Origin of the sequence: Yoonia sp. BS5-3 (genome assembly GCF_038069655.2) — a bacterium.
In the GTDB taxonomy this organism is placed as follows: domain Bacteria; phylum Pseudomonadota; class Alphaproteobacteria; order Rhodobacterales; family Rhodobacteraceae; genus Yoonia; species Yoonia phaeophyticola.
Genome location: NZ_CP150951.2, coordinates 3814152 through 3836001, shown reverse-complemented (window position 1 = coordinate 3836001; position 21850 = coordinate 3814152). Strand labels below are relative to the sequence as shown.

Sequence of the window (21850 nt, the reverse complement as noted above, 5' to 3'; positions counted from 1 at the left end):
GTGGTATATAAGATCAGCGCGAGATAGGCGGATTCCGAATGCCCGTCAACCCGGTTTGGCCGAAGAAAGCTATCAATTTATGCGGGACGTGGTGTTGTTCGGTGAGGGCGAAGGTCGACCGTGTGGGTTTCACCCACCCTACGTTTTGTTAACCATGTTGGCGGACGATGCGGCATGTCTCGATATCGTCGGCTCTATGTCCCGGGTGGCACCTATTTCTTTACCGTCAATCTGGCGAAGCGGGGCAGCACGGCTCTCATTGATGAGATTGACTTGCTTCGCGCGGTATATGCCTCAGTCATAAGGGAACACCCGGTCCAATGTGATGCGATGGTTGTTTTGCCTGACCATATTCACGCGGTGTGGACGCTGCCCAATGGCGATGATGATTTTTCGATCCGTTGGAAAAAGATCAAAGGACGGTTTTCACAGCATTGCAAGGGGATGGGAACACCTTCTCGAAGCCAGGCGGCACGGGGTGAAAAGGGCATTTGGCAGCGCCGGTTTTGGGAACATGCGATCCGCAATGTAGACGATTTCCGGGCGCATTTGGAGTATTGCCATTGGAACCCGGTGAAACACGGGTTGGTGCAACGCCCCGAGGATTGGCCTTTCTCGTCGTTCCGTAGGGTGGGGCCGTCATTGGTCCGGGTGAAACCCGGCAATTGATCCGGTGGATCAATTGAGATGGCGACGGGCGGAGCCCCGCGAAACCCACGGGCACGGCAGGATGGATTACACGGTCGGTTGATTTAGAGACGCGTGGGTTTCACCCACCCTACGCTTGCTAGACTTAAGGAAAGAGAGGGCGGATAATGTAGTGTAGCAAAGCTTAGCTCGTTCTGAAGCATAGCTATATTCATACTGTTTAGGTTGTTTTTTTGAATAATGATGTTACCAAGAGGCGAACGTTGATTGGAGTAACTAATGAGAAGTTTTGGTGCATCTTTAATTCTGACTACCCTTTCAACAACCGTTTGGGCTCAAAGTACGCCAGTTGAGCCAACCTTTCTCTTTGGGCACGATATCGGCATCGCTTCCATCAGTGCCGATACGAATTTCTTTTTTGTTGTTTCAGATCGCGTTTCCGATGGATGTTGGCTGAATGCCGATAGGGCGCTTAGCATGGCCAAACGAGAGTTCCTCGACGCTGGCTACACTAACATAGTGGAAGAATACCCATTTGGCGTAATCGTCAGAATGTCTGCTACTGGATATGCTACTAGTGAATATCAATGTGCAGCATATGTAGATTTTGACATTGGTATCACTGACACTGATCGTCGAACATTTGATCTGAACGAGTGGGTTATCGTGTCTGAAAAATCATCTTTTGAATTGGGTGCAATACTGACGGGACCGAAAACAGACATGTCCGATCGGATAAATGATACGTTTGCCGGTTATATCGACGAGTTCATAGTTAATATTCAGCAAGAAAAAAACCGGCTACGGCAAGCCATTTATGAGCAGTCAGTAGGTGATGAGGCCAAAGCGGAATTTTTGAATTCTGTCGTGAGACAATAGAAATATTACTTGAAGTTCACCGATTACAAGTGCTGCGCCAATCGCTTAACCGCACACGACACAAATATGCCCCACTTATCTGTCCTCCGGCCCCTAGATTTCAAACGCGGGCCCACTGCCACTTAAAATGGATTAGGAGTCCATTTTAAGAGCGGAAATAAACGCCTCCTGCGGAATATCCACCTTCCCAAACTGCCGCATCTTCTTTTTGCCCGCTTTCTGCTTGTCCAAGAGCTTGCGTTTCCGCGTCGCATCCCCGCCATAACACTTCGCCGTTACGTCTTTGCGCAGCGCCGAGAGAGTCTCGCGCGCGATCACCTTGCCGCCGATGGCCGCCTGGATCGGGATTTTGAACATGTGGCGGGGGATCAGCTCTTTGAGCTTTTCGCACATGGCCCGCCCGCGCTGCTCGGCCCGGTCCCGGTGCACCATCATCGAGAGCGCATCGACCGGTTCGTCGTTCACAAGCACGGACATTTTGACCAGATTGTCGGTCTGATAGCCGGTCAGCTGGTAGTCGAAACTCGCATAGCCCTTGGTCACCGATTTCAGCCGGTCGTAGAAGTCAAACACCACCTCGTTCAGAGGCAGGTCATAGACCACCATCGCCCGCGTGCCCGCATAGGTCAGGTCCAGCTGGACCCCGCGCCGGTCCTGGCAGAGTTTCAGCACGTCACCGAGGTATTCGTCGGGCACAAGGATCGTGGCCTTGATCCGGGGTTCCTCGATATGGTCCACATAGGTCAGATCGGGCATGTCGGCTGGGTTGTGCAGCTCGATCATCTCGCCGTCTTTCATATAGACGTGGTAGATCACCGAAGGGGCGGTGGTGATCAGCTCAATATCATATTCGCGTTCGATCCGGTCGCGGATCACCTCAAGATGCAGCAGCCCCAGGAACCCGCAGCGGAAGCCAAAGCCGAGGGCGGCGGAGGTTTCCATTTCAAAGCTGAAGGAGGCGTCATTCAGCGCGAGTTTTTCGATGGCATCCCGCAGGTCTTCGAATTCGGCGCTGTCCACGGGGAAGAGCCCGCAGAAGACCACGGGCTGCGCGGGTTTGAACCCGTCAAGCGCCTCGTCAGTCCCTTTGCGTTCTGAGGTGATCGTGTCCCCGACCCGCGTATCGCGCACCTGTTTGATGGAGGCGGTGATGAACCCAATCTCACCCGGCCCCAGGCTGTCCACATCCTGCATTTGTGGCCGGAACACCCCGATCTTGTCGATCCCATGCACCGTCCCGTTGGACATGAATTTGACCTTGTCGTTTTTCTTCATCCGCCCATCGATGATGCGCACAAGCACGATGACCCCGAGGTAGCTGTCGTACCAGCTGTCCACCAGCATCGCCTTGAGCGGCGCATCGGGGTCCCCTTCGGGCGGGGGCAGTTTGGTGACGATCGCTTCAAGCGTTTCCTTGATCCCGACCCCGGTCTTGGCGCTGACCTGGATGGCGTCGGTGGCGTCGATCCCGATGACATCCTCGATCTGTTCGGCGACCCGCTCGCATTCGGAGGCAGGCAGGTCGATCTTGTTCAGCACGGGCACGATTTCGTGGTCTGCATCGATGGCCTGATAGACATTGGCGAGCGTCTGCGCCTCGACCCCTTGGGTGCTGTCGACCACCAGAAGCGAGCCCTCGACCGCGCGCATGGACCGGCTGACTTCATAGGCGAAATCGACGTGTCCGGGCGTGTCGATGAGGTTGAGCACATAGTCCTGCCCATCGTCGGCACGGTAGTCGATCCGTACGGTGTTGGCCTTGATGGTGATCCCGCGTTCGCGTTCGATGTCCATACTGTCCAAGAGCTGCGCCTTCATGTCCCGATCCGCCACCGTGTTGGTGGATTGGATCAGCCGGTCGGCCAACGTGGATTTCCCGTGGTCGATATGGGCCACGATGGAGAAATTGCGGATCTGCGAAAGCTTAGTCATGCGGGTCTATGGGCCTGTGCAAGGATGGTGCCTGTCAATGGCGCGATATAGGGCGGTTTGCAAGGGAAACCATGCGGTGCAGGACTGCTGGAGCGCGATAGAGTTTCGGCATATGCTGGGGATGGCCGAGGTCTTGTATTTAGAGACATGCCACCGGATAAGTTCTGTGTGTCATTTGCGGTCTCCGGGCCGTTCATAAAGGAGCGAAATAGACCATGCTTTTTCTGTTTCCTGATGGGTTCGATCCTCAGCCGACGCTCGAAAGTGATTTGCTTGTGCTGAGCCCGCTTCGTCAAGAGGATTGCGCGGCTTTAACCCAAGCGGCTGGTGATCCTGCCATATGGGCTGGCCATCCGGCGCGGAACAGGCATGAAGCGGAGGTGTTCGCGCGCTATTTTCCAACGCTTCTGGCTATCGGCGGCGCACTGCTGATCACAGACAGGAAAACGCGGGATGTTATTGGGTGCTCTGCTTTTTACACAGACAAGAACGCTCCCTCGCGGCTATCTATTGGGTTTACGTTTTTGACCTGTAACCACTGGGGCGGGGTGACGAACCGGGCGCTGAAGCGACTGATGCTTGGGCATATTTTTAGCCACGCGTCAGAGGCTTGGTTCCACATCGCGCCTGACAACTTGCGATCGCAGGCGGCGACCCAGAAACTGGGTGCGGTTTTTACGCATGAGGACCAGATGGATTTGGGCGGCGGGCCGCAATCCTGGCGATGTTACGGCCTTTCGCGTGAAGCCTGGGCGCATTGCGATGGTCGGTGATGCGCTAGAAAAGAAGGTTGCCATCCAACGGCGTAAAGGTTCGACGGCCTATGTTCTCGCCAAAGTCGCGCGCGTGGGTTGCACCCACCCTACGGGGGAAATTGCATCATCGTCAAATGCTCTGCTGAACAAGGCTTGTAGATTTGCCTGCGCGCGCGTATTTGCTCACCCTTCTCGGTTGGCTTCTTAGCCGCCTCGTGAAACGCAAATGATGGAGGGTATCATGGCAAAGCGTATCAAACCCGAAGACCGCGCCTCCTTTCGAGGTCATCTCTAAGCGTCGCAATTCGTTCCCATCTGAGACACGCGTCAAGACAGGCGTGCAAATGGTGCGTGGGCGATGTGGAGCTGCAAGAAAAACTTGGCCGGAATGATCCATGCCCTTGCGGTTCTGGCCGGCGCTACAAACGCTGCTGTCTCAAGAGCGGTAAATTCGACGGCAGCCGCCGGGATTATTACTTTCAGAGAGCGCCGGTAAGCCGGCGCTCTGCATTCCTTAATTGCATCCGTCCCACCCTGCCGTCATAATCGCGCCGAGGCGTTTATCGCGGCGGACCACCTGCGCAGACAGGGGCCAGATAAGGATGAGAAAGATGCGGGTTTTCTTGGGGATTGGTGCGATTGTTGCAGTGGCTGCGTGTGGGGGCGGTGCCCCTTCTGTTTCAGGTGCAATATCAGAAGCTTGCATCGATGGTGGCCGATCTGCGGCCTCGCCTGCCTTGTGTTCCTGCATCCAACAGGTCGCCAATCAAAGCCTGTCATCGCGCGATCAATCCCGCGCGGCTATCTTCTTTGCAGAGCCTCAGCTGGCCCAGGACACCCGCCAGTCTGATCGCATCAGTGATGAGGCCTTTTGGCAGCGCTACAAGAGCTTTACCGAACTTTCGACCCAGATATGTCAGCCAATAGACGCGTAGCTGCCGTTTCAATAATATTCAGCGCGCCATCAAAATCGCGCGTATAGTAAGGGTCTGGCACGTCGATATCGGCCATCAGCCGCACCGGTGTGGTGTTTCCGGGCGGGCGTTTGGCCTCAATATCTGCCTGGTTCTGCCGGTCCATTGCGACAATCAGATCAAATTGTCTGAAATCATCGGCGCCGAATTGCCGCGCTCGCAATCCGCTGAGATCGACGCCGCGTGCAGCGGCGGCCGTTTGCATGGGTCCATATGGTGGATCGCCCAAATGCCAGCCGCCCGTGCCTGCGCTATCGAGCGTCAGCGTAGGTGCCAGTTTGCGCATCACCCCTTCGGCAGCGGGTGAGCGGCAGATATTACCGAGGCAAACAAAGACGATCTTCATCAGCGCAGAACCCCGGCCTTGGTCATGGCCCGAGCATAAAGCCAAAGTGCGATCAGGATCAGCGGAATTGCGAATGTGAAAACCACCGCCATTGTACCCGCGGTCGCAAGCATGCTGCCCCCGTCAGCCATGCCATATGTGTAGATCGATGAGCCGATCAGCCCCAGCAGCGACAAAGCGAAAGCCGATCCTGCATAGCGTGATCGCAGCAACAGCAGCAGCGATCCGAAGACGGAAAACCAGACCCCAACAGCCCATGTCACGCTGAACCATCCCGGTGCCCCTTCAAGGAGCAGCAGCCGCGCTTCGGGTTGGGCGGCCAGATAATCTGCGGCGTTGGTTTTTGTCATCACGTAATCCATGGCTCCGCCCGCATTCCAAAGCAGCGAAACGATCCCAATGATCCATAAATGTATAGGTGTTTTTGGCATATTCTTTCCTCTCCTCCGGGCGAAATATGGCCCCGGTTGCCCGAGCTTAGCACAGATTGCGTGTTCTGGCGAAGGGCTGGACCTTTGGCCCAACCGGGATATGAAGGGAACATGGGACAACGGATTGATATCACGCAATTGGCCAGCGGTGTGCGCGGGGGCGACCGGCGTGCCTTGGCCCGCGCGATCACGCTGATCGAAAGCGGCAGGTCAGATCACCGGACGGATGCTTTGGCCTTGCTGGATGCGCTGGGTACAGATCGCCAGGCCTTGCGCATTGGTTTGTCCGGCACCCCCGGAGTTGGTAAATCCACCTTTATCGAGAGCTTTGGTCTGATGCTGACAGGGCAGGGCAAACGCGTCGCTGTTCTGGCCGTAGATCCGTCATCGGCCCGTTCGGGCGGATCGATCTTGGGTGACAAAACCCGGATGGAGCGATTGGCCCGTGATCCCAAGGCCTTTATCCGTCCGTCACCCAGTCAAACACAGCTTGGCGGCGTGGCCCGTCGTTCCCGCGAAGCGGTGGCGCTGTGTGAAGCCGCCGGGTTTGACATTGTGCTGATTGAAACGGTGGGCGTTGGGCAATCTGAGACCGTTGTGGCCCAGATGTCTGATCTGTTTGTGCTGCTTCTAGCCCCTGCGGGCGGGGATGAGCTGCAGGGCGTCAAGCGCGGCATCATGGAGATGGCCGATCTGATCCTGATCAACAAGGCTGATGGTGATCTGAAGGCACAGGCAACGCGGACCTGCGCCGATTACGCGGGGGCGTTGCGACTGCTGCGCAAACGTCCGCAGGATCCGACTGGTTTTCCGCAAGCGATGCTTGTTTCTGCCATCGCGCATGCCGGGCTAGAGGCGGCATGGGCCGCGATGGAACAGCTGGCAGAATGGCGAAAAGATAACGGCATTTGGGATGAAAGCCGTGCGGCCCAGGCCAGCTATTGGTTTGCGGAAGAGGTGCGCCAAGGTGTGCTTGCCTTGTTGCAAACCGATCCGGCGGCAACGGCACGCATGGCGCAGGCCCAGCAGGATGTTCTTGCTGGCCGTATTAGCCCGACCGCCGCTGCCGGATCGGTTTTGGCGCCGTTGCAAAAGCGCCTTACCGACTAAAATGCAGTTCCTGATTGCTGCTTATGTGCCGCTGAGGGTGAGGAAAGCAGATATTGCCGCTTCGAATTCGCGCGGCTTTTCGGCATGAAGCCAGTGCCCCGCACCTGGAATTTTGGCGAATTTTGCATTCGGAAACAGCGCTTTGATCGCAGGGCGATGGCCCGCTTGGACGTAGTCGGACTGGCCACCCGACAAAAACAAGCTCGCCCCTTCAAAAGTTCCGTCAATCTTTGGAAAGCCGATGATCTTGTCCATCTCGGCGGCCAGAACGTCAATATTCATCCGCCAGCGCCGTTCTTTCATATCGAGACTTTGCAACAGAAATTCGGGCACGCCGGGTTCCAGATCACCCAATTGCGCCTTTGCGTCGGCCCGGTTTTCGATCTGATCAAGCTGGACTTTACGCATCGCATCAATCGGGCCCATCTGCGTATGCGTGTAGGTGACAGGGGCAATATCGGCCACGATAAGCCGGTTGACCTTTTCGGGCCATTGCAGGGCCAGCACCATCGCTGCTTTGCCGCCCATCGAATGGCCCAGCACATCGCAGGGTTCGGTTATCAACTGTGCCAGATCATCGGCCAGGTCGGTGTAACTGTGGCTGTCATGCCAAGGGCTGCCCGCATGATTGCGCATATCAACCGCGACCACCGGGCGGCTTTGCGACAGACGTTTGGCGATCACGCCCCAGTTGCGCGCCGAGCCAAATAGCCCATGCGCGATCAGAAGCGGAGTTTGGGCCTGACCATCATCCGGGCCTCTCTCTGGGCCATCATAACGAACCGTGTTCAACATGCATCGCTTTTAGCCCTTTGGCCCGGGCAATGACCAGAGGGATTGAGGCCTGCGCCCTAAATCCCTAATCGGGGGGCATGAATGATCAAATGCAAAAGATGACGGGCCAGATAAGTGCGCTGCTTGAGGACAAGCTGCGCATTCGTGGCAAGTCTCTGGCTGTGCAGCTGCGCAAGGCTGGCCGGCGTTTGCCGCGTGCTGTGCGCCGGGATGCGCGCTATATCATTCAGTCGGCAGACCTGACCGATAATCCCAAACTGGCCCGCATGGTGGATACCAAGAAGCTGAAACGCGCCCATGCCAATGTGGTCCGCCATCTTGAAACGGTCGACCTGTCTGCGCAGCGCCGCACCGCGCTGCTGAACCTGATCGCCTCAATCGCCTTTGCGATCTTGATGACATTTATACTGGTGCTGTTTGTTCTGGTCCAACGGGGCTTTGTCTAGGATTGACCGCTGTGCCTTTTAGCGGGTCACGCAGCACCAGCGTGACCGTTGCAAAGGCCACATATAGCAGCAGATACCACGATCCGATTTTGTCCATGCTGACCAGATCAAGTGGGTTTTGACCGCTATAGATCCATGTACCGGTCAAGGTGCCGATATTCTCGGCCACCCAAAGGAAGATGCTGCTGAAGAATGCCGCAAGCGGCAGCGGCATCCAGTACCAGTTGCGGCCAATCCGAAACCAGATGCGGGTCCGCGCATAGATCAGGACGGTTCCTGCAAACAGCACATAGCGAATGTCCCAGATAAAGTGATGGCTGAAGAAATTCACATAGGCCAGAACCGCCAGGCCGAAATGCAGCCACATGGGCGGGAAGGGCGCAAATTGCATATCAAAAAGCCGGGTGACGCGCGCCATGTAACTGCCCACCGCCGCATACATGAACCCCGAAAAGAGCGGGACGCCCTGCAACCGGAAGATCGCCTCTTCCGGATAGGACCATGAGCCTACATGCGTCTTGAACAGCTCCATCGCCGTGCCAGAGATATGAAAAAGCAGGATCACCCGGGCCTCGGCCCAGGTTTCCAGCTTCAGCGCCAGAAAGCTGATCTGTAAACCGACGGCGATGCCAAAAAGCGCGTCATAGCGGTTCAGGGCCCAGTCATCCTGCCAGATCAGCCTTGTCCCGATGATCGCCAACAGCAAAGAGCCGCCAAAAAGGCAGGCCCATCCTTGCTTGAGCACAAACATCACAAAATCGGCCAAACCTGCGGGCAGGCGGGCGCGCATCCAGTCGCCCAATCGGCGTTCGATAAGCTGGGTCGTCGTCATTGCACCTGCGTATCGACATTTCGCCGAGGATTTAAGCCGGTTTCGTGCAGTTTTTCATGAGCTGTGGCGGGACACCCGGTTCGTCTTTAAATCTTGCGATGCACCGCAAAAAGACGGGGGGCGATACCATCCTGCAAGATGGTTTCAACTTCGGCAAATCCGGCTTCTGCAATCGCAGTCAAAAGCTCGTCCTTTGACATGCGCCGCACATAGGGCGCCTTGCCAAGCGCCTGCATGACCGGGATCGCAAGACCAAGATACCATGCCCCGTCTTTCAAAAGGCCGGTTTTTGTCATCAGCAGCCCGCCGGGGGGCAGCGCCAGCCAGACATTGTGTAGCACCTGGCTCAGATCAGGCAGCAAATGCAGCAAGTTCAGCGCGAGCACTGCATCAACGGGGCCTTCGGGGATGTCCGCCGCCGCTGCGACCTCAAATGCCAGGGTTTGCGCTACGTCGTCTTGCACTTTGCCGCGTGCGATATCGATCATTCCCGGTGAGACATCGGTGCCCAGATAACGCTTGACCCCGGGGGCCAGCGACAAGGCGGTTGATCCTGTTCCGCAGCCGATTTCGATCACCGCATGATCAGGCTGCAGGTGATGACGCATCCGGCCCAGCGTTGCCTCATAGGCCGCCTGATCAGAGATCGGGTCTGTGGCATATTTCGGGGCGATGCGATCCCAGAAAACGGTGTTGTCCATGAAAGGCTCCTATCGTTGCTGAGTATAGGTTATCTGTGCATGGATAATGTTGGAATTGCCAAAATTTGCCTGTTGCTTATACAGAATTGCATGAACTGGGCAGCTTTGAATTTTGATTGGAACCAGGCAAGGGCGTTTCTGGTCACGGCAGAGACCGGATCGTTTTCGGCTGCGGCCCGCGCGCTGAACATGACGCAGCCCACCTTGGGCCGGCAAGTGGCCGGATTGGAAGAGGCGCTTGACATCGTTCTATTTGAAAGGATCGGCCGTCGGTTGGAATTGACACCCGCCGGACAAGACATGCTGACCCATCTGCGCGCGATGGGCGAGGGCGCGATGGGCGCCAGCTTGACCGCATCGCGCCGATCCGAGGCAATCACTGGCGAAGTATGCGTATCTGTCACGGATATCTTTGCCGTCTACACGATGCCGCAATTGTTGACCGAACTACGCCAGATCTTGCCGCAAATTCAGATGAAAATCCTAGCGTCAAATACCCTTTCGGACTTGCAGCGCCGTGAGGCTGATATCGCCGTACGTCATGTGGCACCGACCCAGCCTGATCTGATTGCCCGCAAATTGCGCAGCAATCCGGCGCATCTTTTTGCCAGTCGCGACTATCTGGCCCGGCATGGGCCGTTTCGCACGCCCGATGACATCGCCCGGGCCGAGTTGATCGGCATGTCGGATCCAGATGAGCTGTTGTTTTTCCTCAAAGACTGGGGGTTGCCGGTGACGGCAAAGAACCTGACAGTAATTGGCGATAGCGGTGTGGCCAGTTGGGAATTTGCCCGCCAAGGCCTGGGGGTCATGCCCATGACCCGCGACGTCGCAGCCTTTTTTCCTGAAATGGAGATCGTTCTGCCAGATTTGCCGCCAATCGATGTGCCCTATTGGCTGACGGTGCATCGCGAGCTGCATAGCGCCAAGCGGATCCGGTTGGTCTATGACTATCTTGCCGAGGTTTTGCAGCGCAAAAAGCTGCCCGGTCCGACCTGAACCAGGTTTGACCAATCCGCGCCAAAGCATCGCACGGCGCTGCAACGTAATGAAAAGCGCCTTTGGGCAGATTGCCCACGCGGGGCGCATAGGCGCGCTGCATATTTGTGTAACCCAAGAGAGGGGCCAGAATATGAGTTCGGTATTTTCATTTAGCAAAGATGATGATGTCACAATCCTGCGTGATGGCGAGGTAATTTATCCAGCCGCGTCATCGCTTTTTGCACGCGAAGGTGTGGCTTTGACTGAAGACAGCTTTGAAAAATTTGGCCAGACGTGGAAGCGTAACGCGTCTGATTATGAAAACGCGATTGCGGATTTGGGTGCGGATGGGCTGCGCTTTATCCTGCGCGAAGGCGATATGCGGTCCGGGTCTGATGCCAGCAAATTGCGCGAACGGGCTGAAATATCGGGATCTGGTTTTGCAAGCGATCTGGCTGGCACAACGGATTTTGATTTCACCATCTGCGTGCGGGCTTATGACAATGCGTCAACGTGGTCGTCGCTGGTGCAAATTTTGACCGATGATAGCGATCCTGATCTATCCTATCAGCCGCTTGTCAAAATGCAGACCCGTCCCGCCGAGGCGCATATCACATTGAATACCTATCTGCCCGCATTTGCGGAAATCGCCCGGATCCCGCTTTTGCCATTGAATGAGCCGCACCGGATGCGCATCACCGTCAATTTCGAAACCGGCTATATCCGCTGGGCCGTCAATGGCGAGACGATTGTCTCGACCAAGGTGGCAGGTATGGACATTGCGGGGCAGAGCGACGCTGGCATCTACCCGAAACTGGGTGCCTACCGTGAGGGGCCTGTAACCGAAACGGCGGTCACCGATTTTAACGCCGTGTCATTTGTATCCCGCAGCTAAGCGGGTTGGCCCTGCCAATCGGTATGATTGGCAGGGCCGCATGGCTATTACAGGTTCGGATAGACCGGGAACTTGTCGCAAAGCGCTTCAACCTCGGCTTTGACCTTGGCTTCGACAGCGCCATTGCCCTCGGCCCCATTTGCGGCCAGCCCTTCGGTGACTTCCACGATCCAATCCGCAATTTGCCGGAACTCAGGCTCACCAAATCCGCGCGTGGTGCCCACAGGGGACCCAAGGCGGATGCCGGATGTCACCATGGGTTTTTCAGGATCAAACGGGATCCCGTTTTTGTTGCAGGTGATATGTGCGCGCTCGAGCGCCTTTTCGGTCTCATTCCCTTTGACACCTTTGGGGCGCAGATCGACCAGCATCACATGGCTGTCGGTGCCGCCCGTGACGATATCCAGACCACCTTTCATCAGCTGGTCAGCCAAGGCCTGAGCGTTTTTGACCACCTGTTCCTGGTAGGTTTTGAATTCCGGGCGCAGCGCTTCGCCAAAGGCCACGGCCTTGCCTGCGATCACATGCATCAATGGACCACCCTGAATGCCAGGGAAAATGGCCGAGTTGAATTTCTTGGCCAAAGCTTCGTCATTGGTCAGGATCATCCCGCCGCGTGGGCCGCGCAAGGTCTTATGCGTGGTGGTTGTAGCCACATGAGCATGCGGGAAGGGCGATGGGTAGATGCCAGCCGCCACAAGACCCGCGAAATGGGCCATATCGACCATCAGGTAAGCGCCAACGCTATCGGCAATCTCGCGCATCCGGGCGAAATCGATGATCCGCGGAATGGCCGAACCACCTGCGACAATGATCTTGGGCTGATGTTCGGTCGCCAGCGACTGGACCTCATCATAATCAAGCAGGTTGTCCTGACGGCGCACGCCGTATTGGATCGCGTTGTAGATCTTGCCGGATTGGTTCGGCTTGGCCCCGTGGGTCAGGTGCCCGCCCGCGTCAAGCGACATACCTAAGATAGTATCACCCGGTTTGATCAGTGCCTGATAAACCCCTTGGTTGGCCTGGCTGCCGGAATTGGGCTGCACATTGGCAAAGCCACAGTCAAACAGCTGCTTCGCGCGGTCAATGGCCAGGTTCTCGGCGACGTCCACATGGTCACAACCGCCGTAGTAGCGGCGTCCGGGGTACCCTTCGGCATATTTGTTGGTCATCACGCTGCCCTGCGCCTCCATCACGGCGGCAGAGACGATGTTCTCAGAGGCGATCAGCTCGATTTCTTTACGTTGGCGGCCCAGCTCGGCCTGGATGGCGGCGTGCAACGCCGGGTCCCGGGTTTCCAGAGTTTCCGTAAAAAAGCCATCGTCGCGGACAGTGATGTTCATGGGTGCAGTCCCCCTCGCAGGTGCCAGAATTGAAAATCTGCGCCCTCATACCCCAGGAAACCCATGTCCAAAAGCACCAAAACAGCCATGATCTTTATGAGCAGTGCAGGTTCGTTTCGTATCGGCATCTTGCGTTTCGGGACGGATCACAGCAGAAACTATCGGAACCTAAGGATTTTTTCGCTATGCCGCGCCCCCAAATTGCCTTTGTTGCCAGCCCCGTGCCGCTTGCGCAATCTGCCTTGAAAACGCTGATAAAGGCGTATGGCGATGCCCCGCAAGAAAAAGCAGACATTATTGTCGCGCTGGGCGGGGATGGGTTCATGCTGCAAACACTGCATGCCAGCCAACATCTAGATGCGCCGGTTTACGGGATGAATCGCGGCACCGTTGGCTTTTTGATGAATGAATTTGGCGCCGATGACCTGCCGGCACGGCTGGACAGCGCCGTTGAAGAGGTGATCAACCCGCTGGCCATGACCGCCCTGACCGCAGATGGGACGATGCATGATGCCTTGGCTATCAATGAGGTCAGCCTGCTGCGTGCAGGTCCGCAGGCGGCTAAATTGCGGATCACCGTGGATGGAAAAGAACGGCTGCCCGAACTTGTCTGTGACGGCGCATTGGTTGCGACCCCGGCAGGGTCGACCGCCTATAACTATTCCGCGCACGGCCCGATCTTGCCAATCGGGTCTGGCGTTTTGGCGCTGACCGCAATGTCCGCATTTCGCCCCCGCCGCTGGCGAGGGGCATTGCTGCCCAAGCGCGCTGTTGTGCGTTTTGACGTGATCGACCCGCAAAAAAGACCCGTGATGGCGGATGCAGACGGTAGCTCGGTCCGGGATGTGGTCAGTGTTGAGATCAGATCAGAGCCATCGGTTCAACATCGCATATTGTTTGATCCGGGGCATGGTCTGGAAGAACGACTGATCCAAGAACAGTTTGCATAACGGGGCTATGTGCGATCAGTCGCCTATTTTGATCGGTAATAGACCCCAATAGGCGACACGGTCCCTTCGATCACGATCAAGCTGCCGATGCGCGTCCGGCTATAGCGATCAGATGACACGCAGATACCTGGGAGAGCCGAAGGGATACCTTCGACATGCAGGACATAACGGCACCCTTTTGATGAGCGCTGCATGTTCGTGACGGTATAGCTGAGCGTTGCATTTTGTGCGCCGACCAAAAGCGTAAACGTTATTGGTAAAACATAGATCAGAAGGCAAATCGCAAAGAGGGCAGAGGCAAGAATGGCCTGAATTTCGCTTGGCAGCCAGCCATTTGAAATCGGCGCATGCTTTGCCGAGGTCCAGATACTGGTCAAGACAAACAGCGCCAGAACCCCACCGCCCCACAGCATCAACTGTCCGTTTCTTTCAAACCACTCGACATCAAACATAAAGTGCATGCCCATAATCGTACTACCTAGCATGTAAGCAGCGGCAGGCAGAAAAAGTATGACCCACGCGAGGGTAGCGCGGAAACGCGAGGGCCTATTTGCATTATACCGCATGCGTTACTTTCCTCGGGTAGCGTTCATGAGACTTGCCGCCAAAACTATCGGGATCGGCTGGTTAACCTGTATGGATAATCGCACTTGAAAGAGCATCTCGCCTGATATGCCGGATGCAGAAACGCGGTCGCCGCGTCAGATGTATTTGGCGCAATACTATGCGCCAAATACGTTTTTTCATCCTGTGGGCGTTTGGCTTATGCAAACAGCCCCAGATCAGTGAAGTCGTGACCTGGGAAGATGCTATCGACCAAAGTGTCCGACATGCCCATGTGACGGATCATAATCTCACCAAGGATATCGCGATAGTTCGTCACAGTCGGGATATATCTGTTCAGTAAAAGACCGTTCATCTCAAGTGACGACACATCATCCGCCATGATCTTGTTTGTTGGTCCGCCAAATGCAAACCATGGTCCACCGTGCCCGTGGTCTGTACCAAGGCTACCGTTTTCAAGTACGGTCCGGCCGAACTCTGTGCCGACGATCACTACGACATCATCGATCAACTCGCCGAGATCTTTATAGAAGGTCAAGAAATCACGTGCGCCTGTTTGCAGGTCCGCATTGACAAAACGATCATTGGCCGTTGCGCTGGTGATTTGGTTCGAATGGCTGTCCCAACCAACATTCCAGTCGATGCAGGCAACTTCGAGTGGGACATTGCCCTTCAGGAGCTGCGCCGCAACCTTCAGGCCGCGACCGGTTTGGGTTTCAGAATAGTCCAGCCCCTGCGCGACAGCGGCCCCTGATAGCGTATAGCTGCTTTCGGCACCGGCCACTTCATCGATAGCTTCAACAGTGCTGAATTGGTTATCGCGGATATATTGCTCCATTGGTGAACCGTTCACCTCGGTGGTCCCAAAACCGCGCATATATTCGGTCAGTTCGTGTTCGGCGCAGGCACCACTTGTGGGGTCGGTACAGAACCATCGGTTCGATACGTCAAAACCACCTTCCCCGCTAATAGCCGGGATCGTCACTTCACCCGAGATTTCACGGCTCCGAGACGTTTTACCCAAAATCGCACCACGCAGGCTGTGCTCAACGCCGGGGACCAGCTGCATATAGCGGTTCAAGTACCCGTCGATGTAATTGTCCTGCGCCCCGGTGCCGATCCAGCGTTGGTTGTCGAAATGCGAACGGTTGCCTTCGGGAAGGGCGGTGGCGGGCGCAATCATCAGCCGACCATCATCCCAGATTTCTTTCAAAAGCTCCAGGTTTGGGTTCAGCGCGCGGTAGCTGTGCCCCAGATCAACAGCGGTATAGCTGTCTTGCTGGTTTGGCTCTTCGATCGCCAAATTCGGCCGGTATTCGCGGTAAAATGGATCGATCGTCGGCGGGAATAGATGCAGTCCGTCTGCACCGCCGCGCATAAAGACCTTGATCAGTGTTTTGCCATTCGATGATTGACCAAATGCGAATTGGGGCGCGCCTGCCACACCGGCAATACTTGCAGCCGTTGTGAATGCGGATGATTTAAGAAATTCTCTACGGGTTCTCATATTTATACCTCGTGGTGGTCCGCAAAGGACGTCTTATTGCAAGCTGAAGCTTGGGATGATGTGGGTTATGGCAAGCGCGCGATGGATCGCCCGGGATGACCACACACTGTCGGTTACGAAGGGTTCACCGCTAATCTGAAGGACGTTTAGAACCGCTTCAAATTCATCCCTGCGGTAATGGTCTGTGGTCGCAATCGCCAGCAGATAAGCCGCCAACTCCTCAGGTGTTTCAAGACCGTTTTCTGCCATCCGATCTTCGATATAGATCGCGTTGTTGATCCGGTTTGCGATCGTCAATTCGGGCGCGTTGTACATCGCCGTCATCACCGCAGAGTTCGCCCAGCTTGCACCAACTTCGTCCAAACCCGTGGGCAGATCAAAACCAGCAGGATCATAGCCAGAGTTCTGTTGGGCCGTCGAATATCTTGCCCATGTCCCCCAGTCGTCGCCGTTTCCGGTACCTGTTGGTGCCATTTCATACAGCTCGGCGCCGGTGGCGCGCAGGAAGGACGCGGCGTATTCAAGGGGGTTTTTCCCTTTGGCCCGCAGAATTTCCGGGGTACTCACAAATTCTGGCGACAATAGAACAGCGCGCAGCATGGCCTCGCTGTTTCCGTCGCTGTCAGCCCAGGCTTCGGTACACATGTCGATAAAGTTCTGCGGTGGCTCGTCAGCAACGAACCACTGGACGATCTTACCGCAAACATACGCATGGGTCCGCGGATCGTCTGCCAGCAACGCGATCAGCTCTTCGCCTTCTTCAACACCAGCTTCACCAGAGCGGCCCTGAATCGTCACATCCAGGAAGGGGATATACTTATCTTCGGCATCGTGCCGATCAGCGTGGAAGGTGAATTCATACTTTCTTGCGTCATCGGTTCCAACATTGGTTTGCGTGTAGTTCCAACCTGTGAATACACGCGCGACAGCAATAATATCGTCATCCCCGTAACCTGCATCGGCGCCAACTGTGTGCAACTCGAGAATTTCGCGGGCATAGTTTTCGTTCAAATTCCCCACAACGCTTTCATCATTGTCCAGGAATTGCGACATCAGCGGGCTGCGCGCGGAGTAAAGCAACATGTCTTCGAAGTTGCCAAACGCATTGTCACGGTAGAATTGCCGGTCGTCATACGCCTGTACGACAACGTAGCTCATCTTGTTGGCTGCATGGAAATGGTTCGACCAGAACAGGCCGGTCACTTCTTGCAGTTGCTTTTCGGAGTATACCGCGCGTGCCAGGTTATAGTTCCGCAAACCAGATGCGGCGCTCAATGCGCCGTTTGTGTCCCAAAGGAACATGTCAGCATTCAACGATTCAAAAAGGCTATCGTCGATGCTGTCGGGGTTAAATTGCTCTTCCAGATAGGCACGGTATCCGATCGCACGGACACGTGAATAAAGTGCAGGTGTTGCACCGAAGGTGGCCCGCGACAGTGTCATGCTCAGCCCATCGCTCAGTTCGGCTGCGATGTAGTCATAGGTAACGGCTTCAGTCGATAGCGTGTCATCCTCTGATGAACCTGCGCTGATGGTGACGCTCGCCGCGCCAGAGCTGAGATCCTCGTCAAACAACCTGATTGCAAAGCCGCCCCGGTTAGGGCCGACCGACACGGTGGTCTCGCGGCCAGATGGCTGAATGGTCACATTAACGATGTCGTAGGTCAGGTAGTCCTGAACGCGCCCAAAAAGCGTTTGCCCAGTCGAAGCAACCAGCCCGTCTTCGGTTCCACCGCTTACAATTTGGATAGCTTCCGTGACAGTCGCATTCACCGGGGGCGCAAGTGGTGAAACCAGGGCACCAGATCCAAAGTTCACAGGCTCTTCTTCTGGATTTTGGAGACCGCGACCGATTGCCAGGATATTGCCGATATTCGTAGCAACACGCAGCCCTTCATTGGATCCCGAGTTGTTCGGACGTACATTGGCCAACGCGGTTTCAAGGGACTCGTCCTCACCGCTTGCAGTGATCGCGCTAAGCGAAACTTCCTGAAAGAAGCCGGATTGGTGAATGCTGATCAGATCAAAGCTGTTTTCGGGAAGGTCGCTTCCTTCAATCTCAACCACATGAGTTCCCGCCACCAGGCTGGTAATCGCTGTCAGTTGCAAGCCGCTAGGTTCGACAAGGCGAACACCGTCGACTTTCAGGGCAAAATTGCTCGTCTCAGGGACAGTGATCACATAAGTGCCGTCTACTGCGATATTGATCACAATCGCTTTAGAAGACAGCGCTTCTTCTTGTGATGTGAGCGATGACACACTCCCCTGGTTTGTCGCTGTCAGCGTTTGTGCAGAAGCATCAAAACCCATCGCAGCAAGCAGCAGCGGGGATATTGCGAGGGCTGAAGAAAATTTTGCCTTCATGGTGATCCTTTCATCCAGAAAATTGGTTCTGGGTATTCCTAGCTGAGCAGTGTTTTGTTGTTTGCTTGCGTTCATGGCAAGAAAAGATGAACTAAAGTTCACCTAGTGGCGCAAAGGCGCCGATGCAGGAAAAACAATGGCACCCACTGTCGCCAATTGTCCTGAATTAACCGTTAAATCGGCCATATTTTGGCCTTAAAGTGATCGGCTCGCCAACTGGCGAATAACCTCAGGTTGTGGGGGCAAACTCGGCCTTAGTGACTTCGCCATCATTTTGTGTGCGAATCAAACCGATCTGGACGAAAAAAAGACCAGACGAACAATGCTCGCCTGGTCCCAACAATCTGCTATGTCGATTTTTCACAGACCATCTGAAACGGCAAACGCGCCATCGCCGTCTTCTATTTCAAATGCATCGCCGTTGATTGTCAAAGTGCCAGTGACGTCGCCCGCAATATAGGCTTCGTCGTCATAAAAATCACCAGCAATGCTTGTATCGAAGGCGACCGTGTTCCCGCTGCCATCAGACACATCACCAATAAGATCACCTGTCACCGTTTCTGAAATGTCGGCGTTTCGGTCGATGTCACCATTGGTCAATGGAATGGTCCCGGTATAGCCTACACCATTGGAATCATTCACATCTGTCAGATTACCGCTGACAGTGCTGTTCACGAAATCTGCTGACAAAGCCAAGTCCCCCAAGAACACAATAGAGTCCGAATCTGCGGTAATCGTGACCACGCCAGCGTAATCAACGACCGATCCGGTTGTTGGCAGGCTGCCCGGATCGGTGGGGCTGAGAAGGTTGATTTCGGACGCCAATTGTTCGGCCAAAGCATCTTGCTCTGCGTATGTGCTGCGCGAAGAGCTGCTCTCATCGCCAGCATCCAAACAGCCGCTAACAGCGGTGCAAAGCCCCAAGATGGTCGCCGACCGGAGAAGATTATTCATGATATTTGTGTCCCTTTATTTCGGCGACGATACCGAAATCAAAAAAGCCCAACTTGCAAGCAGCGCTGCAGCATGACGGTTTGGCTTGGCGGAATGCTGCTGCAAAACAACCTATAATTGTGCGTTTTGGCGAAAACGTTTACGTCTTCTTAACCGTGAAACAGTGTTCACAGAATTCAGGTCCGACGAACAAGAGAATCGCAAGCGTTTTATTCTGCAGCGATTGCAACATCACTTTCGATCGCTGTAATCAGCGAATCCCGGTCCGGTGTCACGCTAAAGACAACCCGGCGTGAGGCGGATAGATCCTCTTGGCCATCCCGGAAAACCGGCCGTACCGAAGAGTATCCGACGGCAATCAAATGCTGTTGCGCCCAAGCCAGAACATCCGCGTCGCCGACGTTCTCCAGACAATCACGTAGCACCGTTTGGGACCGCTGTTGGCTAAGATTGAGATTGCCCAGATAGCCCTGCATCGCACTTGCACCGATGCGCCATTCGGATGAGGCGTGGCCCTCGATTTTGACCTCTGCAATATCGATGCCGGAATTGCGCAAGGTCGTTAGCCAGGGGGCGCAGGCATCGCGCAAAAACCGCTCCATTTGTGCGGTGATGCGCGCCTGACCTTGCTCAAACAGAACGGCATCGGGCAGAATAATCGCGCCGCGATCGTCGATATAACCGCCGATGCCATCAACGATCCCGCCTAGATCCGCGCGTAATGCCCCAACAAGCGCCTCTTCCTGGGCGATGGCCGTTTGAATGCGGCCCGAAACCTGGGCGAGCCGTGCATCGGCTGCAATTATGTTGCTGGCATCAACCGCCTGTCCGGCAGCGACGAGATCTTCCAGGATGGAAAGCTGGCGCAACACCGCAATGGCATTTTCGGCGGCGACCAGATCAGCCAGATCGCGCTGCACGTCCTCGGGCAGTTCGACCAGCGCATCCATCAGACGCCGTTGATCATCGCGGTCGATAAAGCGCCATTGCTCGCGCGGGGTACCGATCGAAGCGGGGGCGCTGAAATCGACATTGCGTTGGCTTAGCCCGATAAATGCCTCCATCGATCCGTCGCGAAGGCCGGCCAAAATGGTTTGTTGATCGGTCGGAGAGAGGTCTTTGAAGGCTTCGACTTCTTCAGTGTTTTCCTGATCGGTTTCCCATTGCCAGAAAGCAAAAAGCAGCAGCAAAGCGAAGGCGATCAGAATAAAAGCCTCGGCAATGGTCAGCCCCATCACGGCACCACGTCGATAACTGCGATCTGTGTTTGGGATATGCGTGGACATGCTGTTCGGGGCTCTTCCTTTATGGCTTAGCAGCTGGCAGGGATGGCTCATCCCTATCCGGGCCAGGCGCGGGATTTAGGCGGGTCACAGGATCGGCCGGGGCAGCGCCGGTTTGCAACTGATCGAGGCGGTTGATCAGCATATCAATCGCGGGCAGCAGCCTGTGTTCAATGGCGCCAACCAAGTCATTGCCAATGGCATCGGCAGTGCGTTGCGACAGATCTTTATAACCTTCCATCGCTTGGGTTTTGGCGGCAAGCTGGTTCTGTTCAGACGCCAGCAGCGCATCGGCGCTTTCGCGGCGTTGTTTGAAGGCGTCAAAGGTTTCGGCCTCGTGCCGGATCAGTTCGGATTTTGCCTGCAGGATTTCATGGCGGGCATCTTCGATGGCGGCCAGTGACTTCATGGTGGTGGTTTCAATAGCGGCAAGGGATTTCTTGCTCGACTCAGCTAATGTCTTTGCGGTCTCCTGATGGCTTAGCGTAGCGATCTCGGTCAGATTATGATTGAGACTTCGCGAAAATTCTTTCGAGGCTGCCAGCAACGCGTTGTGATGCTTTGTCAGGAACAATTCTGTGTCTTCGCGAATGCGTTCATCCCGCTCAACAGCCATTTGCACGGATTCTGATGAATAGGCTTTCATCTGCCGCAAAGTCAGTGACAGGTTCTTTTTGAACTCACCAAAGGACTTGTTCATATCGGCGCGCATCTCGCGGTCGGCGGCTACGAAATCGGGGCGCATCTGCATCAAAAGAACCCGCAGGAAGACACCGACGATGGTCGAGGATAGTGCAACCCCAAAGCCAGAAATCACCGATGGAATACTGACTGCGCTTCCGTCGTTCAGATTGGGGTCGGCCATTTGGTAAAGCGTGAATGCAAGACTGGCCAGGGTGAAAAGAAACCCCAGATAATAGCAATTATCCCCGATATTTTCCGGCTCAACCCGCAAACTGCCAGAACCCCAACCGATAAGCGCATATGCAATTAATACACCCGCGGCATAACCAGACGAAAACAGCGGATGCACATCCAACCATTTGAAGAACAGGCTGCCTGTAACACCAACGACAAAGGTGATGATAAAAGCATAACGCAAGATGACGGTATTGGGTTCGACATCGTGCAGCTTTCGATAGGGTTTTTCCATGCCTCTG

The 21850-nt window shown here is 55.4% G+C and carries 23 protein-coding genes; 10 read left to right on the top strand and 13 right to left on the bottom strand.

The annotated features are described in order from the left end of the window. Nucleotides 1-174 precede the first annotated feature (174 nt). The gene (locus AABB29_RS19385; RefSeq protein ID WP_341368955.1) at nucleotides 175-669 is read left to right on the top strand and encodes a transposase; all 495 of its coding nucleotides are present in this window, start codon (nucleotides 175-177) and stop codon (nucleotides 667-669) included. A gap of 258 nt (nucleotides 670-927) precedes the next feature. Continuing rightward, on the top strand, nucleotides 928-1527 hold the full coding sequence (locus AABB29_RS19380) for a hypothetical protein (RefSeq protein ID WP_341368956.1): 600 nt from the start codon (nucleotides 928-930) through the stop codon (nucleotides 1525-1527). A gap of 132 nt (nucleotides 1528-1659) precedes the next feature. Here AABB29_RS19380 and lepA read toward each other — a convergent pair whose 3' ends face one another. Further along, complete coding sequence (lepA, locus tag AABB29_RS19375; protein WP_341368957.1) at nucleotides 1660-3459, bottom strand: translation elongation factor 4; 1800 nt, start codon at nucleotides 3457-3459, stop codon at nucleotides 1660-1662. Between the two features lie 215 nt (nucleotides 3460-3674). On the opposite strand from lepA, the gene AABB29_RS19370 reads away from it, so the two are divergent. From AABB29_RS19370 to AABB29_RS19360, 3 genes are all read left to right on the top strand, one after another. After that, complete coding sequence (locus AABB29_RS19370) at nucleotides 3675-4232, top strand: GNAT family N-acetyltransferase (protein WP_341368958.1); 558 nt, start codon at nucleotides 3675-3677, stop codon at nucleotides 4230-4232. Nucleotides 4233-4565: 333 nt separating this feature from the next. Next, nucleotides 4566-4760 (top strand): SEC-C metal-binding domain-containing protein, encoded by a 195-nt coding sequence (locus AABB29_RS19365; RefSeq protein WP_373636691.1) that lies wholly within the window; start codon nucleotides 4566-4568, stop codon nucleotides 4758-4760. Between the two features lie 65 nt (nucleotides 4761-4825). Next, a complete protein-coding gene (locus AABB29_RS19360; RefSeq protein ID WP_341368959.1) occupies nucleotides 4826-5149 on the top strand; it encodes an arginine transporter in 324 nt (107 codons plus the stop codon). Here the strand turns inward: AABB29_RS19360 and AABB29_RS19355 are convergent. Together AABB29_RS19355 and AABB29_RS19350 are read right to left on the bottom strand one after the other, a co-directional pair. Further along, nucleotides 5106-5534, bottom strand: coding sequence for a low molecular weight protein-tyrosine-phosphatase (locus tag AABB29_RS19355; protein ID WP_341368960.1), 429 nt, complete (start codon nucleotides 5532-5534; stop codon nucleotides 5106-5108). The genes AABB29_RS19360 and AABB29_RS19355 overlap by 44 nt on opposite strands. Next, the gene (locus tag AABB29_RS19350; protein ID WP_341368961.1) at nucleotides 5534-5965 is read right to left on the bottom strand and encodes a hypothetical protein; all 432 of its coding nucleotides are present in this window, start codon (nucleotides 5963-5965) and stop codon (nucleotides 5534-5536) included. Before AABB29_RS19350 ends, AABB29_RS19355 begins: the two co-directional genes overlap by 1 nt. A 111-nt stretch (nucleotides 5966-6076) precedes the next feature. On the opposite strand from AABB29_RS19350, the gene meaB reads away from it, so the two are divergent. Then, nucleotides 6077-7075 (top strand): methylmalonyl Co-A mutase-associated GTPase MeaB, encoded by a 999-nt coding sequence (gene meaB, locus AABB29_RS19345; protein WP_341368962.1) that lies wholly within the window; start codon nucleotides 6077-6079, stop codon nucleotides 7073-7075. A gap of 21 nt (nucleotides 7076-7096) precedes the next feature. Here meaB and AABB29_RS19340 read toward each other — a convergent pair whose 3' ends face one another. Further along, nucleotides 7097-7870 carry an alpha/beta fold hydrolase gene (locus tag AABB29_RS19340; RefSeq protein WP_341368963.1) on the bottom strand — a complete coding sequence of 258 codons (774 nt, stop codon included), beginning with the start codon at nucleotides 7868-7870 and terminating at the stop codon, nucleotides 7097-7099. Between the two features lie 89 nt (nucleotides 7871-7959). Here AABB29_RS19340 and AABB29_RS19335 point away from each other — a divergent pair, with 89 nt between their 5' ends. Further along, nucleotides 7960-8316, top strand: coding sequence for a hypothetical protein (locus tag AABB29_RS19335; protein WP_341368964.1), 357 nt, complete (start codon nucleotides 7960-7962; stop codon nucleotides 8314-8316). On the opposite strand, the gene AABB29_RS19330 is transcribed toward AABB29_RS19335, so the two are convergent. Then, nucleotides 8273-9148 carry a DUF817 domain-containing protein gene (locus tag AABB29_RS19330; RefSeq protein ID WP_341368965.1) on the bottom strand — a complete coding sequence of 292 codons (876 nt, stop codon included), beginning with the start codon at nucleotides 9146-9148 and terminating at the stop codon, nucleotides 8273-8275. The two genes, AABB29_RS19335 and AABB29_RS19330, sit on opposite strands and share 44 nt — an antisense overlap. Nucleotides 9149-9234: 86 nt before the next feature. After that, a complete protein-coding gene (locus AABB29_RS19325) occupies nucleotides 9235-9849 on the bottom strand; it encodes a class I SAM-dependent methyltransferase (RefSeq protein WP_341368966.1) in 615 nt (204 codons plus the stop codon). 90 nt (nucleotides 9850-9939) lie between these two features. Here AABB29_RS19325 and AABB29_RS19320 point away from each other — a divergent pair, with 90 nt between their 5' ends. Both AABB29_RS19320 and AABB29_RS19315 read left to right on the top strand, forming a co-directional pair. Then, nucleotides 9940-10848 carry a LysR family transcriptional regulator gene (locus AABB29_RS19320; RefSeq protein WP_341368967.1) on the top strand — a complete coding sequence of 303 codons (909 nt, stop codon included), beginning with the start codon at nucleotides 9940-9942 and terminating at the stop codon, nucleotides 10846-10848. A gap of 133 nt (nucleotides 10849-10981) precedes the next feature. Beyond that, nucleotides 10982-11725 (top strand): hypothetical protein, encoded by a 744-nt coding sequence (locus AABB29_RS19315; protein WP_341368968.1) that lies wholly within the window; start codon nucleotides 10982-10984, stop codon nucleotides 11723-11725. 47 nt (nucleotides 11726-11772) lie between these two features. On the opposite strand, the gene glyA is transcribed toward AABB29_RS19315, so the two are convergent. Beyond that, complete coding sequence (gene glyA / locus AABB29_RS19310) at nucleotides 11773-13068, bottom strand: serine hydroxymethyltransferase (RefSeq protein WP_341368969.1); 1296 nt, start codon at nucleotides 13066-13068, stop codon at nucleotides 11773-11775. Nucleotides 13069-13253: 185 nt separating this feature from the next. Here glyA and AABB29_RS19305 point away from each other — a divergent pair, with 185 nt between their 5' ends. Beyond that, complete coding sequence (locus AABB29_RS19305) at nucleotides 13254-14018, top strand: NAD kinase (protein ID WP_341368970.1); 765 nt, start codon at nucleotides 13254-13256, stop codon at nucleotides 14016-14018. Nucleotides 14019-14041: 23 nt separating this feature from the next. On the opposite strand, the gene AABB29_RS19300 is transcribed toward AABB29_RS19305, so the two are convergent. From AABB29_RS19300 to AABB29_RS19275, 6 genes are all read right to left on the bottom strand, one after another. Then, on the bottom strand, nucleotides 14042-14470 hold the full coding sequence (locus AABB29_RS19300; RefSeq protein ID WP_341368971.1) for a hypothetical protein: 429 nt from the start codon (nucleotides 14468-14470) through the stop codon (nucleotides 14042-14044). Nucleotides 14471-14781: 311 nt separating this feature from the next. Next, complete coding sequence (locus AABB29_RS19295) at nucleotides 14782-16089, bottom strand: DUF1501 domain-containing protein (RefSeq protein ID WP_341368972.1); 1308 nt, start codon at nucleotides 16087-16089, stop codon at nucleotides 14782-14784. Between the two features lie 33 nt (nucleotides 16090-16122). Further along, nucleotides 16123-18453 carry a DUF1800 domain-containing protein gene (locus tag AABB29_RS19290; protein WP_373636690.1) on the bottom strand — a complete coding sequence of 777 codons (2331 nt, stop codon included), beginning with the start codon at nucleotides 18451-18453 and terminating at the stop codon, nucleotides 16123-16125. Nucleotides 18454-18813: 360 nt separating this feature from the next. Further along, nucleotides 18814-19407 (bottom strand): hypothetical protein, encoded by a 594-nt coding sequence (locus tag AABB29_RS19285; protein ID WP_341368975.1) that lies wholly within the window; start codon nucleotides 19405-19407, stop codon nucleotides 18814-18816. 209 nt (nucleotides 19408-19616) lie between these two features. Beyond that, entirely contained in the window at nucleotides 19617-20693 is a 1077-nt protein-coding gene (locus tag AABB29_RS19280) for a hypothetical protein (RefSeq protein WP_341368976.1), read from the bottom strand. A gap of 19 nt (nucleotides 20694-20712) precedes the next feature. Beyond that, a complete protein-coding gene (locus AABB29_RS19275) occupies nucleotides 20713-21843 on the bottom strand; it encodes a hypothetical protein (RefSeq protein WP_341368977.1) in 1131 nt (376 codons plus the stop codon). Nucleotides 21844-21850 lie beyond the last annotated feature (7 nt).